A 26,987-nucleotide genomic window follows, 5' to 3' on the forward strand; every position below is an offset into this window, starting at 1 on the left:
TTCTATGAAACAACACAAAAAACTGCTGATGGATCTGGTCTTTGCTGCCGTCATTCTGGCCGCAGCCGCCGTGCTGCTGCTGGTGCGGAAAGCAAACCAGACCGGTGCGCCGCTCTGCGCAGAGCTCATCTATGGCGACAGCAACACCAAGCTCACCTTTCCTCTCGAAAAAGACGCCGATTACGATGTGGACACCGGCTATCTCACCGTCCACATCAAGATCCAGGACGGCGCGGCCCGCTTTGTGGACTCGCCCTGCCCTGACCACATCTGCGAGTCCTTCGGCTGGCTCAGCGAGGAAGACCAGACGGCCACCTGCCTGCCCGCCCGGGCTGTGCTGAGCATCATCCCCACCACATGACGGCATACACATCCAAAGGAGTGAACGCCTATGTTTGACGAAAACGAGCATATCCATCCCCAGAATAACGACGAAGGCCCCCGGCACATCCACCGGGGCATCAAGCGCAGCGAACCCGACGAAGTGGAGGTAGACAGCGCCGATTTCTTCTCGCCGGAGCCTCCCCGCCCCAAAGCGCCGCCGAAACCGGCACCGACGCCTCCGTCTGAGCCGCCCCGCAGACAGTGGGAGCCGCTGCACCCCAGCGAGCCCGCTCCCGCTGACGACAAACTTCCGAAAGGAGGAATGGTCTTGCTGGTACTGCAGGCCATCCTGAGCCTTGCCGCGCTGGTGCAGCTCTGGCGCACCCAGATGCTGCCGGTGCTCTACCTCGTTATCATCACCGCGCTTCTGGTGCTGCTCTGGCTGCTGGTGCGCAAGTGCCTCGCCTCCCGCAGCGGTGCCGTCGTGGCCCGGGTGCTGTCCGTCCTGCTCTGCGCCGCGCTGGCCGTGGGCTGTGTCTGGGCGCAGCAGGGTCTGACCGCACTGGACAGCATGACTTCCGGCCTGCTCACCGGCGCAGAGGCGAATAAGATCACGAAAGAGCCCTTCGTCGTCTACCTCAGCGGTGTGGACAACCGCGGCGAGCTGACCGAAAAGGCCCGCAGCGACGTGAACATCCTCGCCGTGGTCAACCCCACCACCAAGCAGGCGGCCCTCATCAACACCCCCCGCGACTACTATGTTGACCTCGCAGGCACCGACAGCAAGGACAAGCTGACCCACGCCGGCCTCTACGGCGTCGAGACCAGCATGGCCACGCTGGGCAACCTCTACGGCGTGGATGTGGAGCACTACCTCCGCATCAACTTTGCGGGCTTCATCAACATCATCGACGCCATCGGCGGCGTGGACGTCTACTCCGACCAGGCCTTCACCTCGGTGGGCAGCCCCGGCTACTACGACCCCACCACCTTCGCCGAGGGCTGGAACCATCTGGACGGCAAGTCCGCTCTGGCTTTTGCCCGTGAGCGCCACGCCTTCAAGACCGGCGACATCCAGCGCGGCATCAACCAGATGAAAGTCATCGACGCGGTGGCCAACAAGCTCAAGTCCCCCGCCCTGCTCATGGGCTTCTCCAAGCTGATGGACGCCGCCGCCGACTGCTTCGTCACCAGCCTCTCGCAGGAACAGATCTCTGCGCTGGTCCGGATGCAGCTGGGCGACCTTGCCAACTGGGACATCCAGAGCTACACCGTCACCGGCTCGGGCGCGAAGAGCAGCAAGTGCTACTCCGCCAAGGGCCAGAGCCTCTACGTCATGAAGCCGGATGAGAACTCGGTCAACGAAGCCAAGGCCCTTGTCGCCGCGGTTCTGGGCGGCGAGGACAAGCTCACCAGCACCAGCCAGACCCCCGAGAAGACTGATGTCTTCACGCCGACCGCCGACCCCAACGCCGGTGCATCCATCCCGGAGGAATCTCCCGACAGCGTGATCGCAGAAGAGCCCGCCGAGAGCGAAGCCCCGGCGGAAGAGGCCCCCGCTGACAGCCAGCCCGCCGAGGGCGACGCCTCCGGTGAGCCCAGCGCTTCCACCGAGGCCCCCGCCGACAGCAGCGAAGAAGCCCCGGCAGGCTCCACCGAGTCGCCGTCCTTCTCCATGCCGACCCAGGAGCAGGTGGAGCAGGCGGCTTCCTCCCTGCATCAGGCCGCTTCCACCGTGCTGGACGCCCTGTTCGGCTCCGGCAGCGGCGACGCTTCCAGCGCTGAAAATGATGCAGCGTAAATAGAATTGCAAAAGAAAAAGGACTGCGTGAGCAGTCCTTTTTCTTTTGCCTGTTTAAGCTAAAATGTCGCCCAGCACGCTCTGGCCGTCCAGCGTGGAGGCATCCACGCCCAGATAGTCGCAGATGGTGTGTGCGATGGTGCCGAAGCAGAGCTTCGTGCCGAGGTCAACGCCCGGTTTGACGCCCTTGCCGCAGATGAGATACGGCACATACTCGCGGGTGTGGTCGGTGGTCTTGGTGTAGGAGGGGTCGCAGCCGTGGTCGGCCGTGACCATCAGGATGTCGCCCTCCCGCATCCCGGGGATGAAGTCGGCCACGAACTTGTCGAACTCGGTGGCGGCGGCGGCGTAGCCTGCCACGTCGCGACGGTGGCCGTAGAGCATATCGAAATCGACGAGGTTCACGAAGGCCAGACCCTCAAAGTCGCGGGTCTGCAAAGCCTTGGTGAAGGCGATGCCGTTGGTGTTGCCGGTGGTCTTGATCTTTTCCGTCACGCCCTCGCCGTCGAAGATGTCGAAAATTTTGCCCACGGCGATGACGTCCCTGCCCGCGTCCTTGAGCAGATCAAGCATGGTCTTGCGGGGCGGCTTGAGGCTCAGGTCGTGGCGGTTGGTGGTGCGGTAGAAGGTATCAGCGGTATGGCCGAGGAAGGGGCGGGCGATGACGCGGCCCACGCCGTACTCGCCCTTCAGCATCTCGCGGGCGATCTCGCAATAGCGGTACAGCTCATGCACCGGCACAAGCTCCTCGTTGGCGGCGACCTGAAACACGCTGTCGGCGCTGGTGTAGACGATGAGGGCATCCTCCTTCATGGCCTGCTCGCCGTAGTCCTTCAGCACCTGCGTGCCGGAGTAGGGCTTGTTGCAGAGGACTTTGTGGCCGGTCTTCTCCTCGAACTCGTGGATGAGGCTGTCCGGGAAGCCATCCGGGAAGGTGGGCAGCGGCTTGGGGCTGACGACACCTGCGATCTCCCAGTGGCCGATGGTGGTATCCTTGCCCATGCTCTGCTCCTGCAGGCGGGCAAAGGAGCCGATGGGGGCGGCATCCTTTTCACCGGCGGTCACACCGTCGATGTTGAACAGTCCGAGTTTTTTCAGGTTGGGGCAGTTGAAGTTGGGGTGGTTGGCGATGGCGCCGAGGGTGTTGGTCCCCTCATCGCCAAAGGCGGCGGCATCCGGCTCTGCGCCGATGCCGAAGCTGTCCAGAACGATCAGAAAAACGCGCTTTTCCATTACGCTTTCACTCCGTTTCTATCATTTTGCGCTCACCTGCGTCCCTTCGGGGCAGAAGTGAGACTTTTGCTTAGCCCTATTATAGGCGATGGACGCACTTTTCGCAAGCGTTTTATCGCTCCGGCATCTATCACGAAAATTTAAGGTTTTCTTTGCCGAATTTTTTCTTGCTCTCTTGTACACAAGCGGTTATAATATAGAATGGTAAGGTTTTCAAACACCCCTGACCGGGCCGATGTCCGGCCAGCGGCCGCAGGGCATATCTGGCACCTGTGCGCCCATCATAGAGGAAAAAAGAGACTGTTAGAGGTATATTTATGAGAAAAACGAAGATCATCTGCACCCTTGGCCCTTCTACCGATAAGGACGGCGTCCTGCGCGAGCTGGTCGCCAACGGCATGAACGTGGCCCGCTTCAACTTTTCCCACGGCTCCTATGAGGAGCACAAGGGCCGTCTGGACATGCTGAAGGCTGTCCGCGCTGAGCTGAACAAGCCCGTTGCTGCCCTGCTGGACACCAAAGGCCCCGAGATCCGCCTGAAGGAGTTCAAGAACGGCGTTGAGATGCTGGAAGCCGGCCAGACCTTCACCCTGACCACCCGCGAGGTGGAGGGCACCAAGGAGATCTGCTCCATCACCTACAAGGACCTGCCCCAGGACGTCCACGAGGGCGGCACCATCATGCTGGACGACGGCCTCATCAAGCTGGCCATCAAGAGCGTCACGGACACCGACATCGTCTGCGAAGTGCTCAACAGCGGCAAGATCAAGACCAAGAAGGGCGTCAATGTCCCCGGCGTCCACCTGTCCATGCCCTACCTGAGCCAGCGCGACCGGGATGACATCATCTTCGGTGTCCAGCAGGGCTTCGACTTCATCGCTGCTTCCTTCGTGCGCACCGCACAGGACGTCTACGACATCCGCAACCTGCTGAACGAGTACGACTCCAACATCCGCATCATCGCCAAGATCGAGAACCGCGAGGGCGTCAATAACATCGACAGCATCCTGTCCGCTGCCGACGCCGTCATGGTCGCCCGCGGCGACCTGGGCGTCGAGATCGACTTCACCGAGCTGCCCGGCATCCAGAAGAGCGTCATCGACCGCTCCTTCTCCTTCGGCAAGCCCATCGTCACTGCCACCCAGATGCTGGACAGCATGATCGTCAACCCCCGCCCCACCCGCGCCGAGATCTCCGACGTGGCAAACGCCATCTACGACGGCACTTCCGCTATCATGCTCTCCGGCGAGACCGCTGCGGGCGCATACCCTGTTGAGGCCCTCAAGACCATGTCCGCCATTGCAGAGCGCACTGAGAACGAGGTCCACTACCGCGACAACCGCCTGACCGATACCACCGGCCAGATCAGCGTCAGCGACGCTACCGCACACGCTGCCTGCCTGACCGCAAAGGACGTCAACGCCTCTGCCATCGTCACCGTGTCCGAGTCCGGCAACACTGCCCGCCTGCTGAGCAAGTACCGCCCCTCTCAGCCCATCATCGCCTGCGTCATGGACGAGCAGGTCCAGCGCCAGCTGTCCGTCTCCTGGGGCATCACCCCGCTCATGATGGACCTCGCCACCAGCACCGATGAGCTCATCGAGAAGTCCACCGCTCTGGCAAAGGAGCACGGCTACCTGCACGACGGTGAGCTGGCTGTCGTGACCGCCGGCGTCCCCGTGGGCGTCTCCGGCACCACCAACATGATCAAGATCCACATGATCGGCAACTGCCTGGCTACCGGCGTCGGCGTCGGCCCCGAGGGCGCTGCTCTGGCCAACGCCACCGGCAAGGCCTGCGTCTGCCGCACCATCGAGGAGATCCGCGCAAAGTTCAAGCCCGGCATGGTCCTGGTCGTTCCCTCCACCTCCAACGAGATGCTGAGCTACGTCCGTGACGCCGCCGCTCTGGTGGTCGAGGAAGCCGGCCTGAACAGCCACGCCGCCATCGCCGGCAAGGCCCTGCTCAAGCCCACCATCGTGGGTGCCGTCGGCGCTACCGCCCACATCCGCGACGGTCTGATGGTCGCTGTGGACTGCGCACACGGCAGCGTCCAGCGCCTGCAGGCCTGATCCCGGGAGGCACAGCATGGAGCGCATTGCAAGTTTCTGTGTAGACCACACCAAGCTCGACCGCGGTATGTACCTGAGCCGTCAGGACGGCGATGTTCTGACCTGGGACATCCGGATGAAGAAGCCGAACCACGGCGATTATCTCTCCACCGGCGCAGCCCACACGCTGGAGCACCTCTTCGCCACCTACGCCCGCAACAGCCAGTATAAGGACGGCGTCATCTACGTCGGCCCCATGGGCTGCCGCACCGGCTTTTACCTGCTGACCCGGGGCCTGACCCCCGCCGAGGCGCTGGGCCTGACGGTGGAGTCCTTCCGCTTCATGGCTGCGTTCGAGGGCGATGTCCCCGGCGCAAGCGAGGTGGAGTGCGGCAACTACCGCGACATGGATCTGCCCGCCGCAAAGGCTGAGGCTGCCGCCATGCTGCCCCTGCTCGAGGCACTGACCGCCGACGAGCTGCACTATTAAGCTATAACACGAAAAGAGGCTGTTGCACTGCAACAGCCTCTTTTTATTCATACTTCCCCGATGACCGGGAGCAGGTCTTCGAGCTTATTGAAATAATTGACGATGGTGACCACATTGTTGACGATGGAGCTGCCTGCCGAGAAGATACGGGCCACATAGTTCAGCACCCGGCCAATATCCTGAAACGTCTGCCATGCCGTGGTCTCGCCGCCGCAGAGCAGCACCATTTCGTCGTCCCCGATGGATGTATACTGGGCGGGCATCTGCATCTGATGATTCCTCATAGTATCCTTTCCTTTCCGCTGGTGAGAAGTTTTTTGTTCCTCGTTCAGAGTCAGCGCCCTCGGGGCCTGTCCTCCATTCCATCCTACCAGATACGAAAGGCAAAGGATGTCAGAGTGTGGAAAGACAGCAAAAACACAAGGGCCCGGGGTGTTTCCACTCCGGGCCCTTGTGCCATTTTTATTTCGAGGAATAGATAATATCGTTTTATCGCTGGGCTTGTGTCAGCTCAGGTGCGATCAACCTGCAGCCTTGACCTGAGCCTTGCAGGTGACAACGACCATGACGTAATCGGTATCGCCAACCTTGAACGCCTTCATGCTCAGCTCGAACTTGTTGCCAGCCTCGATTTGATTGCCGCTCTTGTCGCCGACCTTGACATCGGTGCTGTTGATAGCCTTAGTGGTGTTGATTTTACCGTCCGTGCCGATCAGCGCCTTAGCGATGTTCTGAGCCTTAACAGTCTTATTCACATCCTTGGTCGCAAAGTAGGCAATCCAGATATAGGAGTCGCCGAGCTTGTTATCCTTGGTCAGCTCATTCTTGACGGCAGCCTTCAGAGCGGCATCCTCCTTGAGAGCGTCCTTATTGTCCTGCTTAGCAACCTTGACTGCCTTGTTTGCCAGATCATCATCGACTGCCTTGACGGTAGCCTTGTCGTTAGCGGCCTTCAGCATACCCTCCAGCTCGTCAGCCACCCGACGAGAAGAGATGCTTGCACAGCCGGTCAGCATGGACACTGCCATAACACCAGCGAGGACGACGGCCAGAAGTTTCTTTGCCATTTTCATGATTTTTGCCTCCATAAATAAAGATAAATTATACAGGCAGGCTAGCATTTTTCGACTGTCGGCCTGTGGGCCAATTATACCCCCCCCCCTGTCAGTCTGTCAATAGGTTTTTCTCACTTTCGTCACATTTACAAAATACAGTCTCACCAACCGTGCATTTTCCACAAAATAACAGGATTTGAGGGGCTGAAGGCAAAAAAATACAGCCCCGGGGCCGCTTTTGGGGCGGCAGCCCGGGGCTGCAAGGTGCAGTATTTTTTTCCGTCTCCCGCCGGGGGGCAGGGGGCTTTACTGGTACAGGGGGAAAGCTACCGATACGGTTTGATTCGTTTCTTTTCGGTTGGATGAAGATATTTCACCCATCCTGCCAAAGCCTTGCTTTTTCTGCGCCCAGCGCTTATTATTATAACAAAAATCCGTCCCGGTTTTTGTGCAGATTTGCCCACCGGGTGCAGAAAGGAGCGCCTTGCCATGACCATCACGGAGCAAAAAGCCGCACAGCGCAAAGCGGGCATTGCGGCCCGCCGGGCGTTGTCGGACACCGAGCGCACCTGTTCCAACGCCGCTCTCTGCGCCCGCATCATGGCTCTGGACTGCTTCAAAAAGGCAGAAAACATCCTGCTCTACGCGGCCTTCGGCGGCGAAGCCGACCTCTCGGCGCTGGCTGTGGAAGCGGCCCGGCAGGGCAAAACGCCGGCATACCCCGTCTGCGGCGAGGGCTTTTCGCTGACAGCCGCCGTGCCGGGGCCGGACGGCTGGGAAGTGGGTGCCTACGGCATCCGCACGCCCATTCTGAGCCGGTCTGCAGTTTTGCCACCGGACAAGCTCGACCTCGTGCTGGTCCCCTGCACGGCTTTTGATGCAGTCTGCCGCCGGGTGGGGATGGGGAAAGGCTATTACGACCGCTATCTCCCCCGCTGCACCCGGGCTGTGAAGCTGGGCGTGGCCTTTGAGGCCCAGCGGGTAGACGCGGCGGCAGTGGACGCCCATGACGAAAAACTGGACGGATTCGTGACAGAGGGAGGACTTTACTTTGGATTTGACACAACTGAGCTGTGAGGACTTTCTGAGCCAGCTTGCCAGCAAAGCCCCCGCCCCGGGCGGCGGCGGCGCAGCGGCCCTCGTGGGCGCGGCAGGCGTCGCGCTGGGCAATATGGTGGGGAATCTCACCACCGGCAAAAAGAAATACGCCGCTGTGGAAGAAGAGATCCTGGCGCTGAATGCCCGTGCGGAAACCCTGCGCAAACGGCTGGAAGCCCTCGTGCAGGCGGACGCCGACGCATTCACGCCTCTGGCGGCGGCCTACGGCCTGCCCAGAGAGACGCCCGAACAGCAGGCCCGCAAGGCCGCTGTGCTGGCCGAGGCGCTGGACGGGGCCTGCGCCGTGCCGCTGGACATCATGGATGCCTGCTGTGAGGGCATCCGCCTTGCGGCCGATTACGCCGAAAAGGGCAGTGTGCTGGCTCTCTCAGACGCAGGCTGTGCGGCGCTGTTCTGCAAGGCCGCACTTCAGGCGTCGGCGCTGAATGTCGCCATCAACACAAAGCTCATGACCGACCGCGCCCATGCCGCCGCGCTGGACGAAAAAGCGGCCCGGATGCTGGCAGAATATCTGCCGCTGGCCGACGAAGTCTACCAGTCCGTGGCAAGCCGCCTACGGGCCTGATGCAGAGAAAGGGAACGTATATGTCTACCATTTTGAAGGGTGCGCCCGTCGTGGCCGCCATGAACGAAGCAAATGCCGCCCGCTGCGCCGCACTGCGGGAAAAGGGCGTTGTCCCCACGCTGGCCGTCGTGCGGGTGGGCGAACGCCCCGATGACCTCTCCTACGAGAAAGGCGTCATGGCCCGCTGTGCGAAAGTGGGCGTCGAGGTGAAGCAGTTCCTTCTGCCCGCCGACGCTTCGCAGGAAGAGCTGCTGCGCGTCATTGCCGGCATCAACGCAGACGCCGCCATCCACGGCTGTCTGCTCTTCCGCCCCCTGCCCAAACAGTTTGATGACAGGACCATCCGCGCCGCACTCTCGCCCGAAAAGGACATTGACGGCATCACCGACGGCTCGCTGGCCGGCGTCTTCACCAACACTGCCGTCGGCTACCCGCCCTGCACGGCGCAGGCCTGTCTTGAGATCCTGAAATTCTACAACATCCCCCTCTCCGGCAAGCGGGCCGTCGTCGTGGGCCGCAGCCTCGTGGTGGGCAAGCCCGCAGCCATGATGCTGGACCGGGAAAACGCCACCGTCACCCTCTGCAACTCCCGCACCCAGAGCCTGCCCGATGTCTGCCGTGAGGCCGATGTTGTGGTGGTGGCTATGGGCAAGATGGGCTTTATCGGCGCAGAGCATCTGCGGGCCGGTCAGGTCGTCGTGGATGTGGGCATCCATGTCAACGAGGAAGGCAGACTCTGCGGTGACGTCCGCTTTGGCGAGGCAGAGCCGGTGGTGGAGGCCATCACCCCCGTCCCCGGCGGCGTCGGCACCGTGACGACTTCCGTGCTCGTGAGCCATGTGGTGGAGGCGGCAGAGAAAGCTGCATCATAATAACCTCTCCGTCACGCCTGCGGCGTGCCACTGCCCGGGTTGCGGCTCCCAGCGTCTGCTTCGGCCCTTGGTGCGGGCCTCGCATCCTGCTGGCCGCGGCCCCAACAGCTCCTCCCTGTTTCCGCCGCTGGCGGCGGTCGTCGCCGTTGCCCCCAAAGGGAGAGGCTTTGGCATATTGGAAAGCTTCTATTTTTATCTCTATACACCAAAAGCGCCCGGCGGATACCCGCCGGGCGCTTTTGGCATTGACAGAACAATGACAGGAGAATAATTGGGAATTGGGAAATTGGAATAGGTCTTAGTTTATGCGGCCTTTGCCGGGGCAAAGACCAGAGCCTTCTTGCGGCGGTTCTGCATTGCGCGCACCACACAGCTCAGGGTGAAGTTGATGATGAAGTAGATGACACAGGCCGTGCCGAACAGCACCATGACGTCGGAGACGTTCACCGTGCCGAGACCGTTGTAAGTACCGGCGGCGCTCAGCAGCTGGCGGATGCGGGCCATCAGCTCGATGGTGGCCACGTTTGCCAGATAGGAGGAGTCCTTGATGGTGGTGATGACCTGGCTGAGCAGGGTCGGCACGATGTTGCGGTAGGCCTGCGGCAGGACGATGTAGAGCAGCACCTCAGCGGTGTTGAAGCCCTGTGCATAGCCGGCCTCGAACTGGCCCTTGGACACGCCGTTCAGGCCGCCGCGGACGATTTCGGCGATGACGGAGGAGTTGAAGAGGATGAGGGCCAGAGCGGCCTTGAACAGAAGCTTCATCTCCACGCTGGTCAGGCCGAACATCTTGCGGGCGAAGAAGCCCGGGCAGGGGCAGAACACCACGCAGATGAAGATCCAGAGCAGGTAGGGCGTGTTGCGGAACAGCTCGATGTAGGCGGTAGCAAACCAGCCGAGGATGCGGGCCGGACCCTTTTTACAGTAGGTGCGGGCCAGCGCCAGCAGAGAGCCCACGATGAGGCCCATGATGACACCCAGCACCGAGATGATGCAGGTGAAGGCCACGCCGCGCAGCAGGTAGAGCATGACGCCTTCTCTTGTCAGGATGGAAAGGCTTGCAGCAAGCGTCTTCATATCAGGCAGCCTCCTTCAGCTCTACTTTCTTGGCAGCGGTCTTGAGACTCGTGTTCACGCGGCCCTTGCGCTCCTTGAGGGAAGCTTCCCAGCGGGCTGCCAGCGTGGACAGCGGGAAGCAGACCACGAAGAAGATGAGGCCGCAGACGATATAAGCGGGGGCGTATGCGCCGCCGGTGGAAGCACCGGTGACGAAGCTGTAGGTCACGCTGATGAGGTCAGCGCCGCCCACGATGTAGAGGCAGGAGGTGTTCTTGAAGAGGTTGACCACCTGGTTGACCATCGGAGGGAGCATCACGGGGATGCTCTGGGGCAGGATGATATAGCCCATCCGCTGCAGATAGTTGAAGCCCTGCGCCTGTGCGGCCTCGAACTGGCCCTTCGGCACAGACTCGATGGCGGCGCGGACGACCTCGCCCATGTAAGCGCCGGTGTAAACGCCCAGTGCAATGATGCCGGTGCGGATGACGCCGAGGCTCACGCCTGCAAATGCCAGCGCATAATACAGGAAGCACAGCTGCAGCAGCAGCGGGGTGTTCTGGACGAACTCGACATAAATGCGGGCGATGATGCGCAGCAGCTTACTGCCGCTGGTGGACATCAGGCCCAGCGCAGCGCCGATGATGAAGGCCAGCACCAGTGCGCAGACGGCGGTCTGCAGCGTGTTGCCCAGACCCAGCAGAAAACTCTCACGATGCGTCCAGACGGTGGACCAGGACTCTAACGAAAACAAGCCAGACATGGCAAACTCCCCTTTCCCTGTACTCTCTTGGTTCTGAAAAGTCTGGGCTTAATCCAGACCGTTGTCTTTGATGAGCTGCTCGATGGTGCCATCTGCCAGCCAGCCCTTGACGAGGTCGTCGCACAGGGTGGAGAAGTCGCTGCCCTTCTTGGTGGCGACGCCATACTCCTGCGGGCTGAACTCAGCGTCAATGTAGCTGCGGCCCTCGGTCTTGTAGATGGCGAGGATGGACTTATCGACGCAGAAGCCCTGCACTTCGCCTGCGCTCAGTGCGGTGCTGATGGCGGGATAGTCGTCGTACTGACGGAAGGAGACGCCATCCTTCCAGGTGTCGGCGTTGAAGGTATCGGCGTCGAAGTTTGCGCCGTCCAGCACGCCCTCGTCGATCATGGCCTTGACCAGAGCACGAGCGGAGGTGGAGCCGGAGGAGACGCCCACGACCTTGTCCTTCAGGTCAGCCAGACCCTTGATGCCGGTGGAGTCCTCCACCAGAACGGAAACGTAGTCGGTATAGTAGGGGGTGGAGAAGTCCCAGGTCTTCTTGCGCTCTTCGGTGATGGTGAAGGTAGCCAGAACGGCGTCGATGTCGCCGGAGTCCAGCAGCTCTCCGCGGGTGGCGGCGGTGACCGTGGTGAACTCAACGTCCACGCCGAGGTGCTCTGCGATCATCTCTGCGAGGCTGTCCTCGAGGCCCTTGTACTCGCCGGTGAGGGTATCCTGAAAGCTGAAGCCCTGAACTGCGTTCTTGACGCCTACCTTCAGGACACCGCGGTCCACGATGGCCTGGGTGTCAGCGCCCAGTGCTGCGGTGGAAGCGGCTGCGCTGCCGGCGGCAGAAGATGCCGTGGAGGCTGCGGTGGAGCTTGCAGAGCCGCCGCAGGCGGTCAGGGCAGCAGCAGCGCCCACCAAACCAGTGACTTTCAGGAAATCACGACGCGAGATCTTTTTCATAATAAACCACTCCTCTTTGTTTTTTCGGCCCGAGCGGCTTTCCCTGTCCGCTCCGAAAACGGCCTGTTATCAACAACGGCGTCTCACCACAACTTGTGAGCCCCTGCCGTGTCAACCTTTGTTGTTCGTCCTCTCAGCGGACGATCTTGCTCAGGAACTGCCGGACGCGCTCGTTCTTGGGGTTGGTGAAGAAGTGCTCCGGCGTGCCTTCCTCAATGATCTGGCCGTCCGCCATAAAGACGATGCGGTCGGCCACATTTCGTGCAAAGCCCATCTCGTGGGTGACGACCACCATCGTGATGTTCTTCTCGTGTGCCAGCTTTACCATGACATCCAGCACTTCCTGGATGGTCTCAGGGTCGAGGGCCGAAGTCGGCTCGTCGAACAGGATGATCTTGGTCTGTGCGCAGAGGGCGCGTGCAATGGCGATGCGCTGCTGCTGGCCGCCGGACAGCTGCGGAGGGTAGACATCCGCTTTGTCCCGGAGGCCGACGACCTCAAGATAATGATATGCCAGCTCTTCGGCCTCTGCCCTGGTCTTGTGATGGAGCTTCATGGGTGCCAGCGTCAGGTTTTTGAGCACCGTCATGTGGGGGTAGAGGTTGAACTGCTGGAAGACCATGCTCATGTTGTCGCGGACGATCCTGGTCTTGTTCTTGTTGGTCAGCTCCTGACCGTCGATGTAGACGTGGCCGCTGGTCGGCTCTTCCAGAAAGTTCATGCAGCGGACGGTGGTAGATTTGCCGCTGCCGGACGGTCCGATAATGACCAGCTTTTCGCCCTCGGCGACCTCGAGGTTCACGTCTTTGAGGACGTGCAGGTCTCCGAAGTACTTGTCAACGTGTTCGAGTTTGATCACTGTGATCCCCGCCTTTCCCTATCCTGTTCTGTCGTCCGTGCTCCAGCGCCACGGACAGCGCATCCTGTGCGGCTTTCCCGAACCGCACACAAAAACGAAAAAACAAAAAAGGCGCAAAGTGGATCCATCCACTTAAGCGCCTTTGCTTTCGTTGGTTAAAGTATAGTCTTTTTCCGCTTGACTTTCAATCCATAAAGTGCAACAAAAATCAGAGCGGGTCAATCTGCATTTTGGAAAGCTGCACAAACATCGTACTTAAAATCCGTAAATCAGCGGGTCATCAGCAGGAGCAGCGCCGATGCGACGGCCTGCAGGATGAGCCAGCGGGCCACCACCTGCTCGTCGCTCCAGCCCATGCGCTTGCGCACATGGTCGTGCAGCGGGGTGAGGGTGTTCTTGAGGATGCTGATGTGGAGGAAGCGCTTGAAGCTGATCTTCAGGATGCCGAGGCTGCCGTCCACGATGAACACCAGCGCCGCCAGCAGGAAGGCGAACGGGTGGCCGCTCTTGAGGGCCAGGATGGCGAGGAAGAAGCCCATGGCGCGGCTGCCGGCGTCGCCCATCAGGAGGCTGGAAGGCTTTGCGTTGGACCACAGGTAGGCCAGCAGTGCACCGATAAAGACGATGGCAGCGGTGGAGTAGTCCCCCAGCTCCTCGCCGTAAGCCAGCAGGAAGGTGCCGATGCTCACCACCGCGAGGCTGGCGGACAGGCCGTCCACGCCGTCGGTGCAGTTGACCACGTTGATGCTGGCCCAGATGAGGATGACGATGAGCAGCAGGTAGAGCGGATAGGCAATGGTGAAAGTAGTGCTCAGGAAGTTGACGCTCGTGCCGTTGAAGTTCAGGTAGGTAACACCTGCCACCACGGCAATGACGAAGTCGATGAGGCCCTTCTTGTACTCGTTCCACGCCGTCTCGGAGGCGTCGTCAAAGTAGCCCGACAGCATGGAGGCGATGAGCAGAACGGTATAAATAAGGTACTCTACCTTAAAAGGCACCACCGCCAGCGTCACCAGCGCGATGCAGAGCACGAAGATGAGTCCGGAGCCCCGGGCCTTGCCCTTGGAGAGCTCGCCGTTGACGGCGAAGGCACGGCCATGGTCGTGGGGGAGCTTGTCGTGGAAGACCGAGTCCATCAGGGCGGTCAGGGCAAACGCCAGCAGGAACGCCAGCGCGTCCACGGTCTGCTGGCCGGTAGCTGAAATAAGCTGCAGCATATTTTGAACCTCTTTCAATGATATTCTTCTTACTCCGAGAGTGTATCACGCCAGAGCCAAAAAATCAATCGCCCGGTTTGACAATTTTCCTCCCCGTGCCTATAATAGTAAGACCGCTTATCAACACAGAAAACAGGAGACGACATGACACTTTCTTTGGAGCAGCTCTCGGCCCGGATGCGGCAGGGCGAGGACATCCCGCTGTCCGACACGGCCCGCATCGCGCTGGCGCTGAGCATCCCTTCCATTCTGGAGCAGCTGGTGGTCACGGCGATGGAGTACATCGACGCCGCCATGGTGGGCCACATCGGCGCAGAGGCCACCGCCGCCATCGGCATCGTCAGCTCGAGCACCTGGCTGCTCCACGGCATCCTTGTGGGACTGTACACTGCGTTTTCCATCCAGATCGCCCAGTACCTCGGGGCCGACCGCCAGCAGGACGCCCGGGGTGTGCTGCGGCAGTCCATGCTCTTCAATCTCATCCTGGGTCTGGGCGCTGCGGCTTTCGGCGTCGGCATCAGCCGTTTCCTGCCCGGGTGGCTGGGGGCGGACATCTCGCTCCAGGCCAGTTCCAGCGCCTACTTCGCCATCTGGTCGGCGGCCCTCCCCTTCACGATGGCCATGGGAATGTATAGCGCCATGCTCCGGGCCACCGGCGACGCCCTGACCCCCGGCCTCATCAGCGTGCTGGTCTGCGCACTGGACGTGGTGTTCAACTTCTTCCTCATCAACCCCACCCGGCAGATCCTGCTCTTCGGCCAGAGCGTCACCGTCTGGGGTGCCGGCCTCGAAGTCCCGGGTGCGGCACTTGGCACAGCGCTTTCCACGACCATCGGCGGTCTGCTGGCGCTGGGCGTCCTGCTGCTGCGGGACGGCCCGCTTTGCATCCGAAAGCCCGGCAGCTGGCGCATCACCTCCGCCTGCCTGCGCAACCTCTGGCGGGTGGGTACACCGCTGGCCGCTGAGCGTGCGGCCCTCTCGTCGGCGCAGGTGCTGCTCGTCCGTATCGTCTCGGGCCTCGGCACGGTGGCCATCGCGGCCAACAGCCTCGGCGTCAGCGCCGAGGGCCTCTGCTACATGGCAGGCTACGGCATTCAGGACGCCTCCATCGCCCTCATCGGGCAGGCCGTCGGCGCCCACCGCCGGGATATGGCGAAGCGGTTCGCCTGGCTCTGCACGGCAATGGGCATCGGCATCATGGCACTGTCCGGCGTGGGGCTCTGGCTCTTCGCCCCGGCCCTTATGGGTATCTTCACGGCAGATGCCGCCGTCATCGCGCTGGGTGCGCAGGTCCTCCGCATCGAGGCTTTTGCAGAGCCGATGTTCGGGGCCAGCATCGTAGCAAGCGGCGCGATGCAGGGCGCAGGCGACAGCACAGGCTGCTTCCTGCTGAACCTGTTCAGCATGTGGGGCGTCCGGCTCACCCTCGCCTTCCTGCTGGCTCCCCGGCTGGGCCTCGTGGGCGTCTGGGCCGCCATGTGCATCGAGCTCTGCATCCGGGGCGCGCTGTTCCTCATTCGGCTTGCAAGGGGCAAGTGGCTCGATAAAGGAGCGTTACAATAAACAAAATGGGCATGTGCCGGCGGCACATGCCCATTTTGTTGATTCAAATTTACTTCCGGCCATGCAGGATGGGAGACAGGGGCTTATAGATGACCATGCAGAGCACGGCGTCCAGCAGACCCTTGACCAGCGTGAAGGGCAGGTTGAAGATAACGAGGCACTTCATGAGGCTGTCGGCAGAGGGCAGGATGGCCTGATACATGCCGAGGATGGCTTCCAGCGGCATATGGTAGAACTCCACATAGGCCGGGTAGGTGATGAAGTAGTTGGAGGGCACACTGAAGACAGCCATGGCGGCGGCACCCGCTACCGCGCCGAGGATGGCGGTCTTGCGGCTCTTATGATGCTTGTAGATGAAGCCCGCCACAGCGGAGAAGACAGCGCCCAGCATAAAGTTGCACAGCTCGCCGACACAGGCAGTGCTGGTACCCTTGACGACGATGTGGAGCAGGTTCTTCATGAAGCTGATGGCCACGCCGTACACCGGGCCGAGGGCGAACGCGCCCAGCAGGGCGGGCAGGTCGGAGAAGTCCATCTTGACGAAGGACGGGATGAGCATCGGGACGGGGAACTCGATGAACATCAGGATGAACGCCACTGCGCTGAGCATGGCGGCAACGGTCAGGTTGTGGGTCGTATCTTTTCTCATAATTTTCCTCCCGGGGCGGCTGCCCCATTCAAATAAAGACTGGAAAGCCCTTTTCTCGCTCGCCGGAACCGGGAAGACAAATGAAAACGCGCCCTGCCATAGCTTACACTATAACAGGGCGCGCACAAACAAATCAAATTGTCTGCCGTTTCTTGCATCCGGACTATACCGTTGGCCCCGGAGTCTCACCGGGTCAGCACTCTTTGGGAGTGGTCGCGGGCTGTACCGCCAGTGGGGAATCGCACCCCGCCCTGAAACGAACTTTCTTCGCAGAGTATAACGCGGCAGGTTTGTCTTGTCAAGCCCTTTTATGCATTTTTTTAACAAGCCTCTCCCGATTTGCACCGCTGGCTGTAATATGATATACTGATTTTATTATTCGTCAGGAAGGTATCTGTTTCTATGCTTTTCACCATCAACGATCTCGGCTTTTCCATCGCCGGACTGCTGCTGGAAGGCTGGCTGGCCTTTGCAGCCCGGTGCGTCTGTGCGCTGGCCCTGCTGTTCATCGGCTGGGTCGTCAGCCGCTGGCTGCAAAAAAGCCTCTTCCCCCGCCTGCTGAAGCGCAGCTGGCACTTTGCCTTTACGCACCCCCTGCTGGAAAGCTTCGCCCGCCCGACGGCCCGCATCGCGTGGTACACCGGCATGTATCTGGCCCTGCGCAGCCTGCCCTGGGCCATCCCCGGCCTTGCGGCCCTGCTGCTCAAAGCCTATCGGATGATGCTGGTCTTCCTCATCGGCACCGGCTTCTACCACGCTTCCGGCATCGCGGCTCTGCTGCTGGCCTCGTCCAGCGAAGAAGTCCGCACCAACCGCACCCTGCTCACCCTGCTGGATAAAGTCTACAAAGTAGCCGTCGTCGTGCTCTGCGGCGCGACCATCGCACAGGAGAGCGGCCTGCCCGTGGGCAGCGTCGTGGCCAGTGCCGGTCTTATCGGCCTTACGATCTCTCTGGCCGCACAGGATATGGCCAAGAATTTCTTCAGCGGCGTGGTCATCCTGCTGGACAAGCCCTTCTCCATCGGTGACTGGATCACCGTCGGCGATGTGGAGGGCGAAGTGGTGGACATCAACTTCCGCTCCACGAAAGTCCGGGCCGTGGATAACTCCATCTACATCCTCACCAACAGCACCGTCAGCAGTGCCACCATCAACAACGCTACCCTCCGCAACAAGCGGCTCTACCGCTTCACGCTGGGCGTTACCTACGACACCACCCGACCCCAGCTGGAAAAGCTGATGGCCGACCTCGACGCCATGCTCAAGGCCAGCCCCGACACCTACGAGGACACCGCCTTTGTCCGGATGACCGGCTTCGGCGACTCGAGCATCAACCTGATGGTCTCTGCCTATCTGCGCACCGCCGACCTCGGCGTGTTTTTGCGGATGCAGAACGATCTGAACCTCAACATCATGGACGTGATGAAGGCCGACGGCGTGGATTTCGCATTCCCCTCCACGACAGTCTACCTCGCAAAAGAGAACTGACAGCAAAAAAGCCGATGCAGCTGCATCGGCTTTTTTGCTACAGCGCAATATCCAGCGCCATCATGAGGGCGAACCCCAGCACCACGCTGATGACGCCCGCCGGTTCGTCCTGCTCCACGGCTTCCGGTATCATCTCCTGAGCCGTCACGCAGACCATACACCCGGCGGCGGCGCTCATGAGCCACGGCAGAGCCGCGCTCACCCAGCCTGCGAGAGCCAGCGCCAGCAATGCTCCCAGCGGCTCCACGAGGCCCGACGCCGCACCGGCGCAGAAGGCTTTCCGCCGCCCCTGCCCGGCCTGCGCCAGCGGCAGGCTCACCGCCGCGCCTTCCGGGATATTCTGCAGGCCGATGCCCAGCGCAAGGGCCAGCGCCCCGCTGACGGCCTCCGGCTCACCCTGCAGAGCCAGCGCCGCCGCAAGTCCCACCACCATGCCCTCGGGCAGATTGTGGAGGGTCACGGCCAGCACCACCCGGCCCATCCGGCCATGCTCTTTTGACCCGGTGTGCATCAGCCGGCCGGCAGCCTCTTCCAGCCGTAGTAGACCCACAGCCCCAAGCACCAGCCCCGCCGCCGGGGCCAGCCAAACCGGCAGTATCCCGGCCTCCGCCCGCTCGATGGCGGGCAGCAGCAGGCTCCACACGCTGGCGGCCAGCATGATGCCTGCCGCCATGCCGCAGAGCATCCGCCGGGTGCGGGGCTCGTCGGCCCGACGCACCAGAAAGACGCCCGCCGCTCCCAGCGCCGTACAGAGCGCCGGCAGCAACAGGATGACCGCCGCAAACAGATAGATGTTCACATTGCATTCCCCCTTCCCACCGATGTATGCGAAGGGAGGGGGAAATGTGAAGAGAAAAAGCTCTCCTCATTCCGGCAGCTCATGCAGGGTAAATTCGTTTTTTGTTGTTTCCACCCTCAGCGCCCCCTTTTACCGCTTGACGTGGTAGACCTCGAGATAGACGCTCTTGCGCGTCTCATCCAGCGTTTCCTTCAAATCACGGCAGAAATCCTCATCGTCCAGCAGCGCCACCACCTCGGGCGCATAGCGGGTGCCTCTCTGGACGTAGAATTCGCCCAGCAGTGTATCCACCGGCTTTGCCATCGTGTAGCAGCGGCCGATATTAGAGGATGGCGTTGTTCTCCTTCATGTAGTCGAAGCACTTGATGGCGTTGGACTGGATGGTCTCCAGCAGCTCCTTCGCTTTCATATCCGGGGAGAATTTAGGATGGGAGAGGGTGCAGCCCGTCCGTTTCTGACGCACAAAAAGACTGCCGTGCATCGTCTTTCTGCACGGCAGTCTTGTCAAATCGGATCTTCAGTTGCGGTAGCAGCGGTCCTGGCCTACCAGCCAGTCCTCGCACAGGCGCTCGGCCTCTTCCCGGCTGCGGCTCACGCAGCGGAACAGCTGCCCTTTCAGCGAGCAGTAAGAATAGCGAACTTTCGGCACCCCATTTGCATCCCGGAATGATTCCCATCGTTCCTGTCCCGGCATCAAATAGCTTTGTTCCATAGCTTTCGCGCTTCCTTTCCGGCTGCTCCGGCAGCACAACGTGTTTATTTTATCACGTTTTGGCCGGGAGGGCTATTCGCTCTTTCCACAAAAAGCGCTCTGCATTTTATGGGAGAATGTGCATTGACAAACCGCGATTCAACAGCGTTTCTTTTTCTTCCAGACAAAATACCCGGCGTATAGGACGAATACCGCCAGCGCTGCCAGCGAGACTTTGCTGGCCAGGGAATAACCGTCAGCCTGATAGACGAAGTCGATGGTGTTCTCCCCCGCCGGAGCCAGAACGGCCATCAGCCCCTCGTCCACCCGGATGACCTCCGTCTCTTTGCCGTTGACGCAGGCCGTGAATCCATCGTCGTACGGTACGGAGAAGAAGACGAGGTCGTCTTTTTTCAGCGTGATCTCCGCATGGAAGCCGGAGTTGGTCATCCGGAAGGTGCTGCAGGCCGAGGCGCGGCGGTCGGCGCAGTCAGAGACGTAGGTGTCGTACCACAAATCGTCCAGCTTTGCTTCAGGCAGCTTCTCGAGGTACTTGCCGTAGGTTTCGGCGTCCTCTTCGCTGAGCACCAGCGCCCGCATCAGGAGGTTCGCGCGGGTATTTTTAACGGTCGTCTCGTAGGACTCCTCCGTAATATAGTAGTCGTAGGTAAAGCCCATGGGAACGTAGTTCTCGTTCTCGTAGAGCATGAAGCCGTCTTTGGTGTCGTAGTAGCTCCATCCGTCGTCCGCAGCAGCGAGGAAATCTTCCTGCTTTTCGGGCGTGGTGATGAGGTACTTGACGCTCAGCAGACCCCGCAGGGCGTAGTTGGAGATGTCCGGCTCACTGCGGACATCCCGCTTGACGCCCAGTGCCGGGTAGAAGCTGAGGATGCTGGGCGCGGCCGTGCTGCCGAAGTATTGCAGGCTGCTCTTGTCGAGCCAGAGGCCGAGGTTATCGTGGGTCTTGTAGGTATCCACGCGCCAGTCGCCCTCGGGCAGGTCCTCCTTGAGCTTGATGGCGGAGGTGTACTGCTCCACAAGGTCGCTGTCGGTGTGCCACTGGCCGAACTTGCCGATGCCGATGTGTACCATGCTGAACGCGCAGGCAAAGGCCAGCACCACTGCCGTCATCCGACGGGCAAAGGCCTGGCTCCCCCGCCAGCGGCGGCAGAGCAGGCGGTACAGGATAAGACCGCCGATGCCGAAGCTCAGGACGGCGGCATACTGGCCGGGGTTCTGCAGCACACCCAGCGACCATTCTTTGGTGTCGCCGTCCTGCACCGGCACCAGGGCAAACGCCAGCGTCGCAACCATCAGCCAGCCGATGCCGCGCACTGGGGCGTCCAGCTCGTCGGCAGAGATGTCGGGGCTTTCCAGCGCACTGGCCGTCATGGCGCAGAGGATGAGCACCGGCATATAGTACCACCGGGCGTAGTAGCTGGAATTGAGGGCGTAGAACGCGCTGTTGAGCACCGGCACCAGCGCGAAGATGGCGCAGGTGGCGACGATGCGCTTTTTGCTGTCGCCCTTCCGGGCCCGCCAGTAGGCCATCGCGCCGGCCAGACTGCACAGGGGCAGATAGGCCGACATGCTTGTCCACTTGATGATGCCCTCCGACCAGATGGAGGTGATGTAGGGCGAATCGGGCGGTAAGATCCAGCTCAGCAGGATGGCCAGATACTGCTGCACCTTCGAGTAGGTCAGAAAGCCCCAGCCCGACGACAGGTCGATGGTGCGGGGGTTCTGCAAAATGCTGAGTACCGCCGGCCAGAGCAGGACGAAGCCCAGAGCCGCGCCCAGCAGGCTCTCAAAGGCCAGCCGGACGAAGAGGCGGACATTCATCGGGAAATCTTTCGTCGTCAGCTTGCAGATGAAGTAGATGACGAGGAAGAGGACCTGTCCGATGAAGAAGAAGTAGTTGTTGAGCAGATTGACGCCCACCCAGAACGCGAAGAGGCCGTAGTGCTCTTCCTGCTCGTAGAGCGTTTCGTCCAGCGCCCAGAGCATCCACGGAAAGAGGGCCACCACGTCGATAAAGTGGTTGAAGAAGACATTGTAGATGCTGAAACCCGAGAAGGCATACAGGCAGGCGCCCAGCACCGCGTGATCGGAGCGGCGGACATAGCGGCAGAGGTAGCGGTAAGCGCCGCCGCCCGCCACGGCAAATTTCAGCACCAGCAGCGGCACCATGAGGTAGGGCAGCCAGTTCTGGGGGAAGATGAGGGACAGCCAGAAGAAGGGCGAACCGTACAGGTAGAACGAGTAGGCGTTCATCGCGCCGCTGCCCAGGTCGGTGGCCCAGGAGAAGGTGCTGCGGGCCGCACCGGTCATGCCGTCCGGGTAGCCTGCCCCCTTGATGAAGCCGTTCATGTAGCGGTAGAAGCTGATCTGCTGGCTGTTGAAATCGCCTGCGTAGTGGAAAAATCCGCCGTCGATGATATAGAACGGCAGGAAGAATATCGCCGCCGTCAGCGCACAGAGCAGCATGGTGCGGAGCATCTGGTCCCGCCGCCCCGGCATATTGAGCAGCCGGGCATTTCCGGCCTGATTTTTTGAATCGTCCATTGTCTATCCTCTTTCCCCGCCCGGAGGGGCGGCACAGGCCCATCGCCTGCATCGTTCTCGCGTTCCAGTATAGCACGCGGCTGTGTGGAAAAAAAGAATTTTTGTGTTTTGCTTGACATTCGCCCGCCGGGCGGGTATAACCCTCTCAAAGACACTTCAAGGAGGCCGACATGAAGCTATACCCGTTCAGCGCCCTTCTGGCGCGGATGAAGTACATCACCCGGTGGAGTCTGATGCACTCCACCCGCCCGGAATCCCTCAGCGAGCACACCTGCGACACTGCCCTGCTGGCCCATACCCTCTGCCTCATCGCGCGGCGGTACACCGGCACGCCCTGCCGCCCCAAGACGGTGGCGGTGGCGGCGCTCTATCACGATGCACCAGAGATCATCACCGGCGATATGCCCACGCCGGTCAAGTACAGCAGCCCCGGCCTGCGGGATGCCTATAAGGCGCTGGAGGCCGAGAGCGTGGATTCCATGACCCGCCTGCTGCCGCCGGAGCTGGCCGAGGAGGTCAGCCCCTTCATCACCGGCAGCCTGCTGACCGCCGAGGAAAAGCGGCTCCTGAAAGCCGCTGACCGGCTCTCGGCCCTCGTCAAGTGCATGGAGGAGCAGCGCAGCGGCAACCACGAATTTGACGCCGCGCTTCGTCAGCAGCGGGAAGCACTGGAAGGGATACACTGCCCTGAGGCCGACTGGTTCATGGCGCACTGCCTTCCCTGCTTCACCCAGAACCTCGACGAGCTGACCCGCAGCGAATGATCACGGGAAGGGGACTTCCCGCACGTCGTCCGGGTCCAGCCCGGCCTTGCGCTGCTCTTCGAACACCGCCGCAATAAGCTCGTCAAGGTCTTCCAGACGGGACAGGGTGCAGCAGTAGCGGCGGAGGGCGGCAGCGCCCTTAAGGCCCTTCATATAGTGCATGGTCTGGGCGCGGGCCTGGGGCATGGCGGTGTATTCGCCCTTCTGCTCCACCATCTCTTCCACCTGACGGCGGAGGGCGTTCATCCGGGCCTGCAGATTCGGCTCCTTGGGCGTCGACAGGCCCTCGATGGCGGCGTTCACCCGCTCGAAGAGCCACGGGTCGCCCAGCGCAGCACGGGCGATCATGACGCCGTCGCAGCCGGTGCGCTGCATCATCTCCACGGCGTCTTCCGCCGTGTGGATGTCGCCGTTGCCCAGCACAGGCACCTTCACCGCCGCCTTGACTTTGGCGATGATGTCCGGGTCGATGCCCGGGGTATACATCTGCTCCCGGGTGCGGGCGTGGACGGCGATGAGTTCAGCCCCCGCCTGCTCGCAGGCTTTGGCGCACTCCACCGCCGTGATGTGGTCGGCGTCCCAGCCTTTCCGCATCTTGACCGTCACCGGGCGGGTGGTGTGGGCCTTGACCTGCTCGACGATGCGGCCGCAGAGGTCGGGGTCCAGCATCAGCTTGCTGCCCGCGCCGCCCGAGACGATCTTCGGGGCCGGGCAGCCCATGTTGATGTCCAGAAAGTCGAACTGATATTCTTCTATCGCCGCTGCGGCCTCGCCCATGATCTGGGGCACCTCGCCGAAGATCTGCACGCCGTAGGGTGCGCCGTTGGGTTCGGCTTTGAGCAGGCTGACCGTTTTGTGGTCGTGGTAGACCAGCGCCCGGCTGGACACCATCTCGCTGACCGTAAAGCCTGCGCCGTGCTGGGCCATCAGCCGACGGCAGGGCGCGTCCGTAAAGCCCGCCATCGGGCCAAAAACTGCCCGGTGGGGCAGGGTGATATTTCCGATTTTCAGAGAATCCATCTTATCCCTCGTTTTGCTTGACAATGGCTTGCAAAAGCTCTATACTATAAACAAGAAAGGCACTGCCTGCGAATGGTCAGCGTCCTTCCGGCTTTAGATCAAAAGAAATGACCGCAAGCTTTGGGGGCGTGGCGGTCATTTCTTTTTGCTGTTAAAAATGGTCCAGCTGATCTGAAACGTGATGTAGATCGCTCCGCCAAGAAGCGAGAGCAACAATACGACCTGTTCAAACGTCATGGAACATCCCCCCTTTCGCACCATGCGTCAGGGGATAGCAAAAAGTTCACCTCCCCGGCGCAGGGCCGGAAGGGCGTGACCACCTACATTGCAGACAGTACCTTGCTGCATCGGCAGCACCTATAGAATATCATATTTCCCGCACGAATACAACACCCCGGCTGCCTGCAGGCCGGGGTGTTCGTCTTGTCTACCGCAATTTCTCCTGCTATACTTAGGGCAAAGGAGCGGCGGGCAGACCCCCGCCGGAGAAATGGCTATGGAGTATCGCGATTGGACGAAAAAAGACGGCAGCGGGCGGGACATCTCCACCTCGCTGCTGGGCTACGGGTGTATGCGCTTCCCCACCCTGCCGGATGGCCGCATCGACGAAGTGCGGGCCGAAAAGCTGCTGAACACGGCCCGGGAGGCGGGCGTCAACTACTTTGACACTGCTTTCCCCTACCACGGCGGTGAGAGCGAACCTTTCGTGGGCCGGGTCATTGCCAAGTGGCCTCGGGAGAGCTTCTACCTCGCCACCAAGCTGCCTCTGTGGAGCTGCAAGACCCTCGACGAGGCCAAAGACATCTTCGAGAAGCAGTTCGAGCGGCTGGGCGTGGACTACATCGACTTCTATCTGCTGCATTCCCTGCACAAAGCCCGCTACGATGCGGCCAAAGAGATGGGCATTGTGGACTGGCTCTGGGAGCAGAAGGCCGCCGGGCGCATCCGGAATTTTGGCTTCTCCTGCCACGACAACGCGGCGGGCTTCGAGCACATCCTGCGCGACCAGCCGTGGGACTTCTGCCAGCTGCAGTACAACTACCTCGACACCGATGACCGTGCCGAGGAGATCGCAGGAGACCGGGGCTATGCCCTTACCGAAGAACTGAGTGTTCCCCTCATCATCATGGAGCCCATCAAGGGCGGTACGCTGGCACAGCTGCCGCCGGACGCTGCCGCGCCGCTGAATGCACTGGACGCAGACGCCAGTGCAGCCTCGTGGGCGCTGCGCTGGGTGTCCAGCCACAAAAACGTGAAGGTCGTCCTCTCCGGCATGAGCGCAGAAGACCAGCTGGACGACAACCTCGCCACCTTCGGAGATTTCCACCCCATGACCGACGCCGAGAACGCCGCCATCCGGCAGACTGCCGACGTCCTGCGCAGCCACATCAAAATCGGCTGCACCGGCTGCCGCTACTGTATGCCCTGCCCCATGGGCGTGGACATTCCCGACAATTTCAGCATCTGGAACAAGCTCGGGATGTTCGGCAATAAGGACGCCATCCGCCAGCAGTGGACAGCCTGCTTCCCGGATGCCGAAAAGGCCATTCACTGCGTCCGCTGCGGCAAGTGTGAGGCCGTCTGCCCCCAACATCTGCCGATTCGGGACTCTCTTGCAAAGCTCCAGACGGAACTGGACAATTTATAATGAGTGAAAGCGGGCGCTCCTCTGTCTCTCCGGACAGGTGGAGCGCCCGCTTTTTGCTTAACCTACGTTGATGTGACCCACCGGGAGGACTTTGCGCTTGTTGTCGTCGGGCTTTGCCGTCAGGCTGATCGCCAGCGACACCGGGCCGACACGGCCCATGAACATACAGGCCATATATAGCAGCTTTGCGCCGGTGTTCAGCTGCCCAGTGACACCTACCGACAGGCCCACCGTACCGAACGCCGAGCAGGACTCGAAGATGCAGTCGATGACTGACACCGTCTCTGCGGTGTTGTAGTACACCACGACGGCAGAGCCGAACGCCGCCACCGCGCCGATGACGATGATGGTCAGAGCGCGGTAGACTGTCTTGGACTCGATGTGGTGGCCGCCGATAACGCAGTCGTCGCGGCCCTGTGCCACGCTGCGGATGGTCAGGATGAGCACCGCGAAGGTCGTCACCTTGACACCGCCGCCCGTCGAACCGGGGGCCGCACCGATGAACTGCAGCACACTCATCAGCAGCTTGCTGATGGGGCTGCAGGCCGCGAGGTCGATGGTGTTCATACCCGCAGTACGGGTGGATACCGACTGGAACAGCGCCGCCATGATCTTGCCCGGGACGGACAGGCCGCCCATCGTCCTGGGGTTCGACCACTCGAGCAGGGCCAGCAGCACCGCGCCGCCCACCCAGAAGATGACCGAGAACTGCAGCACGACTTTCGCGTGGAGAGAGAGCCGCCGCTTTTTGCGGTACTCCGCCAGCTCCACCCAGACCATGAAGCCCAGACCACCGGCCATGATCATGAACATGATGACAGCCTGCACATAGTAGTTGTTGACGTACGGCACCAGCGAGGAGTAGGCGCCAAACCGTCCGAAGAGGTCAAAGCCTGCGTTGCAGAAAGCCGAGATGGCCGTGAACACGCTGACCCACACACCCTCTGCGCCGAACTGCGGCACAAATGCGAAGAGCAGCAGCACGATGCCCACGGCCTCGAAAGCCGCCGCCAGCTTGATGACGATCTTCAGCACCTCAGTGGCCTTGGACAGGCCGTCTGCCGAGACGCTCTCGCCCAGCAGCCGCAGGTCGCGGAAGCCCATCCGCCGCCGGGCCGCCAGCGCGAAGAAGCTGGTGAGGGTGACAAGGCCGAGGCCGCCCACCTGAATGAGCATCAGGATGATCACCTGCCCGAACAGCGAAAACTGGCTCCATGTATCCCGCACGACGAGGCCCGTCACGCAGGTGGCACTGGTGGCGGTGAACAGGGCGTCGATGACGCCCAGCCGCCCCGTCCTGCTGGAAATGGGCAGGGTAAGCAGCAGCGTCCCCACCGCGATGACCAGCAGAAAGCTGCTGCAGATGGTCTGCGTCGCACTGCTGCCCGCCAGCCAGCCCTTGTTGGGTCGGCGTGTCCGCTTTTTGGTTTTGTTTTTTCCCATT

At 61.3% G+C, this 26,987-nt stretch carries 27 protein-coding genes and 1 riboswitch; of the genes, 11 read left to right on the forward strand and 16 right to left on the reverse strand.

The genetic code is table 11. The features are described from left to right. Nucleotides 1-4 precede the first annotated feature (4 nt). Both F3G95_RS05505 and F3G95_RS14045 read left to right on the forward strand, forming a co-directional pair. The gene (locus tag F3G95_RS05505) at nt 5-361 is read left to right on the forward strand and encodes a NusG domain II-containing protein (protein WP_149794154.1); all 357 of its coding nucleotides are present in this window, start codon (nt 5-7) and stop codon (nt 359-361) included. Nucleotides 362-391: 30 nt separating this feature from the next. Beyond that, nucleotides 392-2,125 carry an LCP family protein gene (locus F3G95_RS14045; RefSeq protein ID WP_149794155.1) on the forward strand — a complete coding sequence of 578 codons (1,734 nt, stop codon included), beginning with the start codon at nt 392-394 and terminating at the stop codon, nt 2,123-2,125. A gap of 54 nt (nt 2,126-2,179) precedes the next feature. Here the strand turns inward: F3G95_RS14045 and F3G95_RS05515 are convergent, their stop codons facing one another. Then, nucleotides 2,180-3,358, reverse strand: a complete 1,179-nt coding sequence (locus F3G95_RS05515; RefSeq protein ID WP_149794156.1) for a phosphopentomutase — start codon at nt 3,356-3,358, stop codon at nt 2,180-2,182. A 317-nt stretch (nt 3,359-3,675) separates the two neighbouring features. On the opposite strand from F3G95_RS05515, the gene pyk reads away from it, so the two are divergent. Further along, entirely contained in the window at nt 3,676-5,430 is a 1,755-nt protein-coding gene (pyk, locus tag F3G95_RS05520; protein WP_149794157.1) for a pyruvate kinase, read from the forward strand. 16 nt (nt 5,431-5,446) lie between these two features. Continuing rightward, nucleotides 5,447-5,899, forward strand: coding sequence for an S-ribosylhomocysteine lyase (locus tag F3G95_RS05525; RefSeq protein WP_149794158.1), 453 nt, complete (start codon nt 5,447-5,449; stop codon nt 5,897-5,899). Between the two features lie 47 nt (nt 5,900-5,946). Here F3G95_RS05525 and F3G95_RS05530 read toward each other — a convergent pair whose 3' ends face one another. Next, nucleotides 5,947-6,183: a hypothetical protein gene (locus F3G95_RS05530; protein WP_243130278.1), complete on the reverse strand. Its 237-nt coding sequence runs from the start codon at nt 6,181-6,183 to the stop codon at nt 5,947-5,949. Nucleotides 6,184-6,420: 237 nt separating this feature from the next. Beyond that, nucleotides 6,421-6,972, reverse strand: coding sequence for a hypothetical protein (locus F3G95_RS05535; protein WP_149794159.1), 552 nt, complete (start codon nt 6,970-6,972; stop codon nt 6,421-6,423). 471 nt (nt 6,973-7,443) lie between these two features. Between F3G95_RS05535 and F3G95_RS05540 the strand changes: the two genes are divergently transcribed. Genes F3G95_RS05540 through F3G95_RS05550 form a run of 3 tightly spaced genes read left to right on the forward strand, consistent with a single transcriptional unit; the run spans nt 7,444 to nt 9,510 of the window. Continuing rightward, nucleotides 7,444-8,031 (forward strand): 5-formyltetrahydrofolate cyclo-ligase, encoded by a 588-nt coding sequence (locus tag F3G95_RS05540; RefSeq protein WP_149794160.1) that lies wholly within the window; start codon nt 7,444-7,446, stop codon nt 8,029-8,031. Then, entirely contained in the window at nt 8,006-8,638 is a 633-nt protein-coding gene (locus tag F3G95_RS05545) for a cyclodeaminase/cyclohydrolase family protein (protein WP_149794161.1), read from the forward strand. The genes F3G95_RS05540 and F3G95_RS05545 overlap by 26 nt, the downstream gene beginning before the upstream one ends. A 20-nt stretch (nt 8,639-8,658) precedes the next feature. Next, nucleotides 8,659-9,510 carry a bifunctional 5,10-methylenetetrahydrofolate dehydrogenase/5,10-methenyltetrahydrofolate cyclohydrolase gene (locus F3G95_RS05550; protein WP_149794162.1) on the forward strand — a complete coding sequence of 284 codons (852 nt, stop codon included), beginning with the start codon at nt 8,659-8,661 and terminating at the stop codon, nt 9,508-9,510. Between the two features lie 303 nt (nt 9,511-9,813). Here F3G95_RS05550 and F3G95_RS05560 read toward each other — a convergent pair whose 3' ends face one another. The 5 genes from F3G95_RS05560 to F3G95_RS05580 all read right to left on the reverse strand — a co-directional run bounded on the left by F3G95_RS05560 (nt 9,814) and on the right by F3G95_RS05580 (nt 14,356). Next, nucleotides 9,814-10,587: an amino acid ABC transporter permease gene (locus F3G95_RS05560; RefSeq protein WP_149794164.1), complete on the reverse strand. Its 774-nt coding sequence runs from the start codon at nt 10,585-10,587 to the stop codon at nt 9,814-9,816. 1 nt (nt 10,588) lies between these two features. Further along, on the reverse strand, nt 10,589-11,329 hold the full coding sequence (locus tag F3G95_RS05565; RefSeq protein WP_149794165.1) for an amino acid ABC transporter permease: 741 nt from the start codon (nt 11,327-11,329) through the stop codon (nt 10,589-10,591). 48 nt (nt 11,330-11,377) lie between these two features. After that, the gene (locus F3G95_RS05570; RefSeq protein WP_149794166.1) at nt 11,378-12,280 is read right to left on the reverse strand and encodes a transporter substrate-binding domain-containing protein; all 903 of its coding nucleotides are present in this window, start codon (nt 12,278-12,280) and stop codon (nt 11,378-11,380) included. A gap of 133 nt (nt 12,281-12,413) precedes the next feature. Beyond that, a complete protein-coding gene (locus F3G95_RS05575; RefSeq protein ID WP_149794167.1) occupies nt 12,414-13,139 on the reverse strand; it encodes an amino acid ABC transporter ATP-binding protein in 726 nt (241 codons plus the stop codon). 269 nt (nt 13,140-13,408) lie between these two features. Beyond that, entirely contained in the window at nt 13,409-14,356 is a 948-nt protein-coding gene (locus tag F3G95_RS05580) for a phospho-N-acetylmuramoyl-pentapeptide-transferase (protein WP_149794168.1), read from the reverse strand. 144 nt (nt 14,357-14,500) lie between these two features. Here F3G95_RS05580 and F3G95_RS05585 point away from each other — a divergent pair, with 144 nt between their 5' ends. Beyond that, nucleotides 14,501-15,919 (forward strand): MATE family efflux transporter, encoded by a 1,419-nt coding sequence (locus F3G95_RS05585; protein ID WP_149794169.1) that lies wholly within the window; start codon nt 14,501-14,503, stop codon nt 15,917-15,919. A gap of 49 nt (nt 15,920-15,968) precedes the next feature. Here F3G95_RS05585 and F3G95_RS05590 read toward each other — a convergent pair whose 3' ends face one another. Continuing rightward, nucleotides 15,969-16,568: an ECF transporter S component gene (locus tag F3G95_RS05590; protein ID WP_149794170.1), complete on the reverse strand. Its 600-nt coding sequence runs from the start codon at nt 16,566-16,568 to the stop codon at nt 15,969-15,971. Between the two features lie 142 nt (nt 16,569-16,710). After that, a riboswitch (FMN riboswitch) is annotated at nt 16,711-16,831 on the reverse strand. A gap of 139 nt (nt 16,832-16,970) precedes the next feature. Here F3G95_RS05590 and F3G95_RS05595 point away from each other — a divergent pair. Then, nucleotides 16,971-18,056 (forward strand): mechanosensitive ion channel family protein, encoded by a 1,086-nt coding sequence (locus F3G95_RS05595; protein ID WP_149794171.1) that lies wholly within the window; start codon nt 16,971-16,973, stop codon nt 18,054-18,056. A gap of 37 nt (nt 18,057-18,093) precedes the next feature. Here F3G95_RS05595 and F3G95_RS05600 read toward each other — a convergent pair whose 3' ends face one another. From F3G95_RS05600 to F3G95_RS05610, 5 genes are all read right to left on the reverse strand, one after another. After that, nucleotides 18,094-18,729: a ZIP family metal transporter gene (locus F3G95_RS05600; RefSeq protein ID WP_188117519.1), complete on the reverse strand. Its 636-nt coding sequence runs from the start codon at nt 18,727-18,729 to the stop codon at nt 18,094-18,096. Between the two features lie 255 nt (nt 18,730-18,984). Then, nucleotides 18,985-19,158, reverse strand: coding sequence for a hypothetical protein (locus F3G95_RS13750; RefSeq protein ID WP_188117516.1), 174 nt, complete (start codon nt 19,156-19,158; stop codon nt 18,985-18,987). A gap of 19 nt (nt 19,159-19,177) precedes the next feature. Beyond that, nucleotides 19,178-19,318, reverse strand: a complete 141-nt coding sequence (locus F3G95_RS13755) for a hypothetical protein (protein WP_188117517.1) — start codon at nt 19,316-19,318, stop codon at nt 19,178-19,180. A 54-nt stretch (nt 19,319-19,372) separates the two neighbouring features. Then, on the reverse strand, nt 19,373-19,567 hold the full coding sequence (locus tag F3G95_RS05605; protein ID WP_149794173.1) for a DUF3873 family protein: 195 nt from the start codon (nt 19,565-19,567) through the stop codon (nt 19,373-19,375). A gap of 138 nt (nt 19,568-19,705) precedes the next feature. Continuing rightward, nucleotides 19,706-22,111 carry a YfhO family protein gene (locus F3G95_RS05610; RefSeq protein ID WP_149794174.1) on the reverse strand — a complete coding sequence of 802 codons (2,406 nt, stop codon included), beginning with the start codon at nt 22,109-22,111 and terminating at the stop codon, nt 19,706-19,708. 170 nt (nt 22,112-22,281) lie between these two features. Here F3G95_RS05610 and yfbR point away from each other — a divergent pair, with 170 nt between their 5' ends. Beyond that, on the forward strand, nt 22,282-22,875 hold the full coding sequence (gene yfbR, locus F3G95_RS05615; protein WP_149794175.1) for a 5'-deoxynucleotidase: 594 nt from the start codon (nt 22,282-22,284) through the stop codon (nt 22,873-22,875). Here yfbR and dusB read toward each other — a convergent pair whose 3' ends face one another. After that, nucleotides 22,876-23,895: a tRNA dihydrouridine synthase DusB gene (gene dusB / locus F3G95_RS05620; RefSeq protein ID WP_149794176.1), complete on the reverse strand. Its 1,020-nt coding sequence runs from the start codon at nt 23,893-23,895 to the stop codon at nt 22,876-22,878. It abuts the gene before it with no gap. Nucleotides 23,896-24,391: 496 nt separating this feature from the next. Here dusB and F3G95_RS05625 point away from each other — a divergent pair, with 496 nt between their 5' ends. Further along, nucleotides 24,392-25,543: an aldo/keto reductase gene (locus F3G95_RS05625; RefSeq protein ID WP_149794177.1), complete on the forward strand. Its 1,152-nt coding sequence runs from the start codon at nt 24,392-24,394 to the stop codon at nt 25,541-25,543. A gap of 57 nt (nt 25,544-25,600) precedes the next feature. Here F3G95_RS05625 and F3G95_RS05630 read toward each other — a convergent pair whose 3' ends face one another. Next, on the reverse strand, nt 25,601-26,986 hold the full coding sequence (locus F3G95_RS05630) for a potassium transporter TrkG (protein WP_149794178.1): 1,386 nt from the start codon (nt 26,984-26,986) through the stop codon (nt 25,601-25,603). Nucleotide 26,987 lies beyond the last annotated feature (1 nt).

The organism is Faecalibacterium sp. Marseille-P9312 (assembly GCF_902497445.1).
Classification (GTDB): Bacteria; Bacillota; Clostridia; order Oscillospirales; family Ruminococcaceae; genus Faecalibacterium; species Faecalibacterium longum.

What these genes read in the sequence shown, in the direction of transcription:
- F3G95_RS14045 (WP_149794155.1), top strand. Translation starts at nt 392, where the DNA reads ATGTTTGACGAAAACGAGCATATCCATCCCCAGAATAACGACGAAGGC.
- F3G95_RS05540 (WP_149794160.1), top strand. Translation starts at nt 7,444, where the DNA reads ATGACCATCACGGAGCAAAAAGCCGCACAGCGCAAAGCGGGCATTGCG.
- F3G95_RS05550 (WP_149794162.1), top strand. Translation starts at nt 8,659, where the DNA reads ATGTCTACCATTTTGAAGGGTGCGCCCGTCGTGGCCGCCATGAACGAA.
- F3G95_RS05560 (WP_149794164.1), bottom strand. Translation starts at nt 10,587, where the DNA reads ATGAAGACGCTTGCTGCAAGCCTTTCCATCCTGACAAGAGAAGGCGTC.
- F3G95_RS05525 (WP_149794158.1), top strand. Translation starts at nt 5,447, where the DNA reads ATGGAGCGCATTGCAAGTTTCTGTGTAGACCACACCAAGCTCGACCGC.
- F3G95_RS05570 (WP_149794166.1), bottom strand. Translation starts at nt 12,280, where the DNA reads ATGAAAAAGATCTCGCGTCGTGATTTCCTGAAAGTCACTGGTTTGGTG.
- F3G95_RS05505 (WP_149794154.1), top strand. Translation starts at nt 5, where the DNA reads ATGAAACAACACAAAAAACTGCTGATGGATCTGGTCTTTGCTGCCGTC.
- F3G95_RS05580 (WP_149794168.1), bottom strand. Translation starts at nt 14,356, where the DNA reads ATGCTGCAGCTTATTTCAGCTACCGGCCAGCAGACCGTGGACGCGCTG.
- F3G95_RS05595 (WP_149794171.1), top strand. Translation starts at nt 16,971, where the DNA reads ATGCTTTTCACCATCAACGATCTCGGCTTTTCCATCGCCGGACTGCTG.
- yfbR (WP_149794175.1), top strand. Translation starts at nt 22,282, where the DNA reads ATGAAGCTATACCCGTTCAGCGCCCTTCTGGCGCGGATGAAGTACATC.
- F3G95_RS05610 (WP_149794174.1), bottom strand. Translation starts at nt 22,111, where the DNA reads ATGGACGATTCAAAAAATCAGGCCGGAAATGCCCGGCTGCTCAATATG.
- F3G95_RS05590 (WP_149794170.1), bottom strand. Translation starts at nt 16,568, where the DNA reads ATGAGAAAAGATACGACCCACAACCTGACCGTTGCCGCCATGCTCAGC.
- F3G95_RS05585 (WP_149794169.1), top strand. Translation starts at nt 14,501, where the DNA reads ATGACACTTTCTTTGGAGCAGCTCTCGGCCCGGATGCGGCAGGGCGAG.
- pyk (WP_149794157.1), top strand. Translation starts at nt 3,676, where the DNA reads ATGAGAAAAACGAAGATCATCTGCACCCTTGGCCCTTCTACCGATAAG.
- F3G95_RS05600 (WP_188117519.1), bottom strand. Translation starts at nt 18,729, where the DNA reads ATGGCGGCAGGCATCATGCTGGCCGCCAGCGTGTGGAGCCTGCTGCTG.
- dusB (WP_149794176.1), bottom strand. Translation starts at nt 23,895, where the DNA reads ATGGATTCTCTGAAAATCGGAAATATCACCCTGCCCCACCGGGCAGTT.
- F3G95_RS05605 (WP_149794173.1), bottom strand. Translation starts at nt 19,567, where the DNA reads ATGGAACAAAGCTATTTGATGCCGGGACAGGAACGATGGGAATCATTC.
- F3G95_RS05625 (WP_149794177.1), top strand. Translation starts at nt 24,392, where the DNA reads ATGGAGTATCGCGATTGGACGAAAAAAGACGGCAGCGGGCGGGACATC.
- F3G95_RS05565 (WP_149794165.1), bottom strand. Translation starts at nt 11,329, where the DNA reads ATGTCTGGCTTGTTTTCGTTAGAGTCCTGGTCCACCGTCTGGACGCAT.
- F3G95_RS13750 (WP_188117516.1), bottom strand. Translation starts at nt 19,158, where the DNA reads ATGGCAAAGCCGGTGGATACACTGCTGGGCGAATTCTACGTCCAGAGA.
- F3G95_RS05535 (WP_149794159.1), bottom strand. Translation starts at nt 6,972, where the DNA reads ATGAAAATGGCAAAGAAACTTCTGGCCGTCGTCCTCGCTGGTGTTATG.
- F3G95_RS05515 (WP_149794156.1), bottom strand. Translation starts at nt 3,358, where the DNA reads ATGGAAAAGCGCGTTTTTCTGATCGTTCTGGACAGCTTCGGCATCGGC.
- F3G95_RS05630 (WP_149794178.1), bottom strand. Translation starts at nt 26,986, where the DNA reads ATGGGAAAAAACAAAACCAAAAAGCGGACACGCCGACCCAACAAGGGC.
- F3G95_RS05530 (WP_243130278.1), bottom strand. Translation starts at nt 6,183, where the DNA reads ATGAGGAATCATCAGATGCAGATGCCCGCCCAGTATACATCCATCGGG.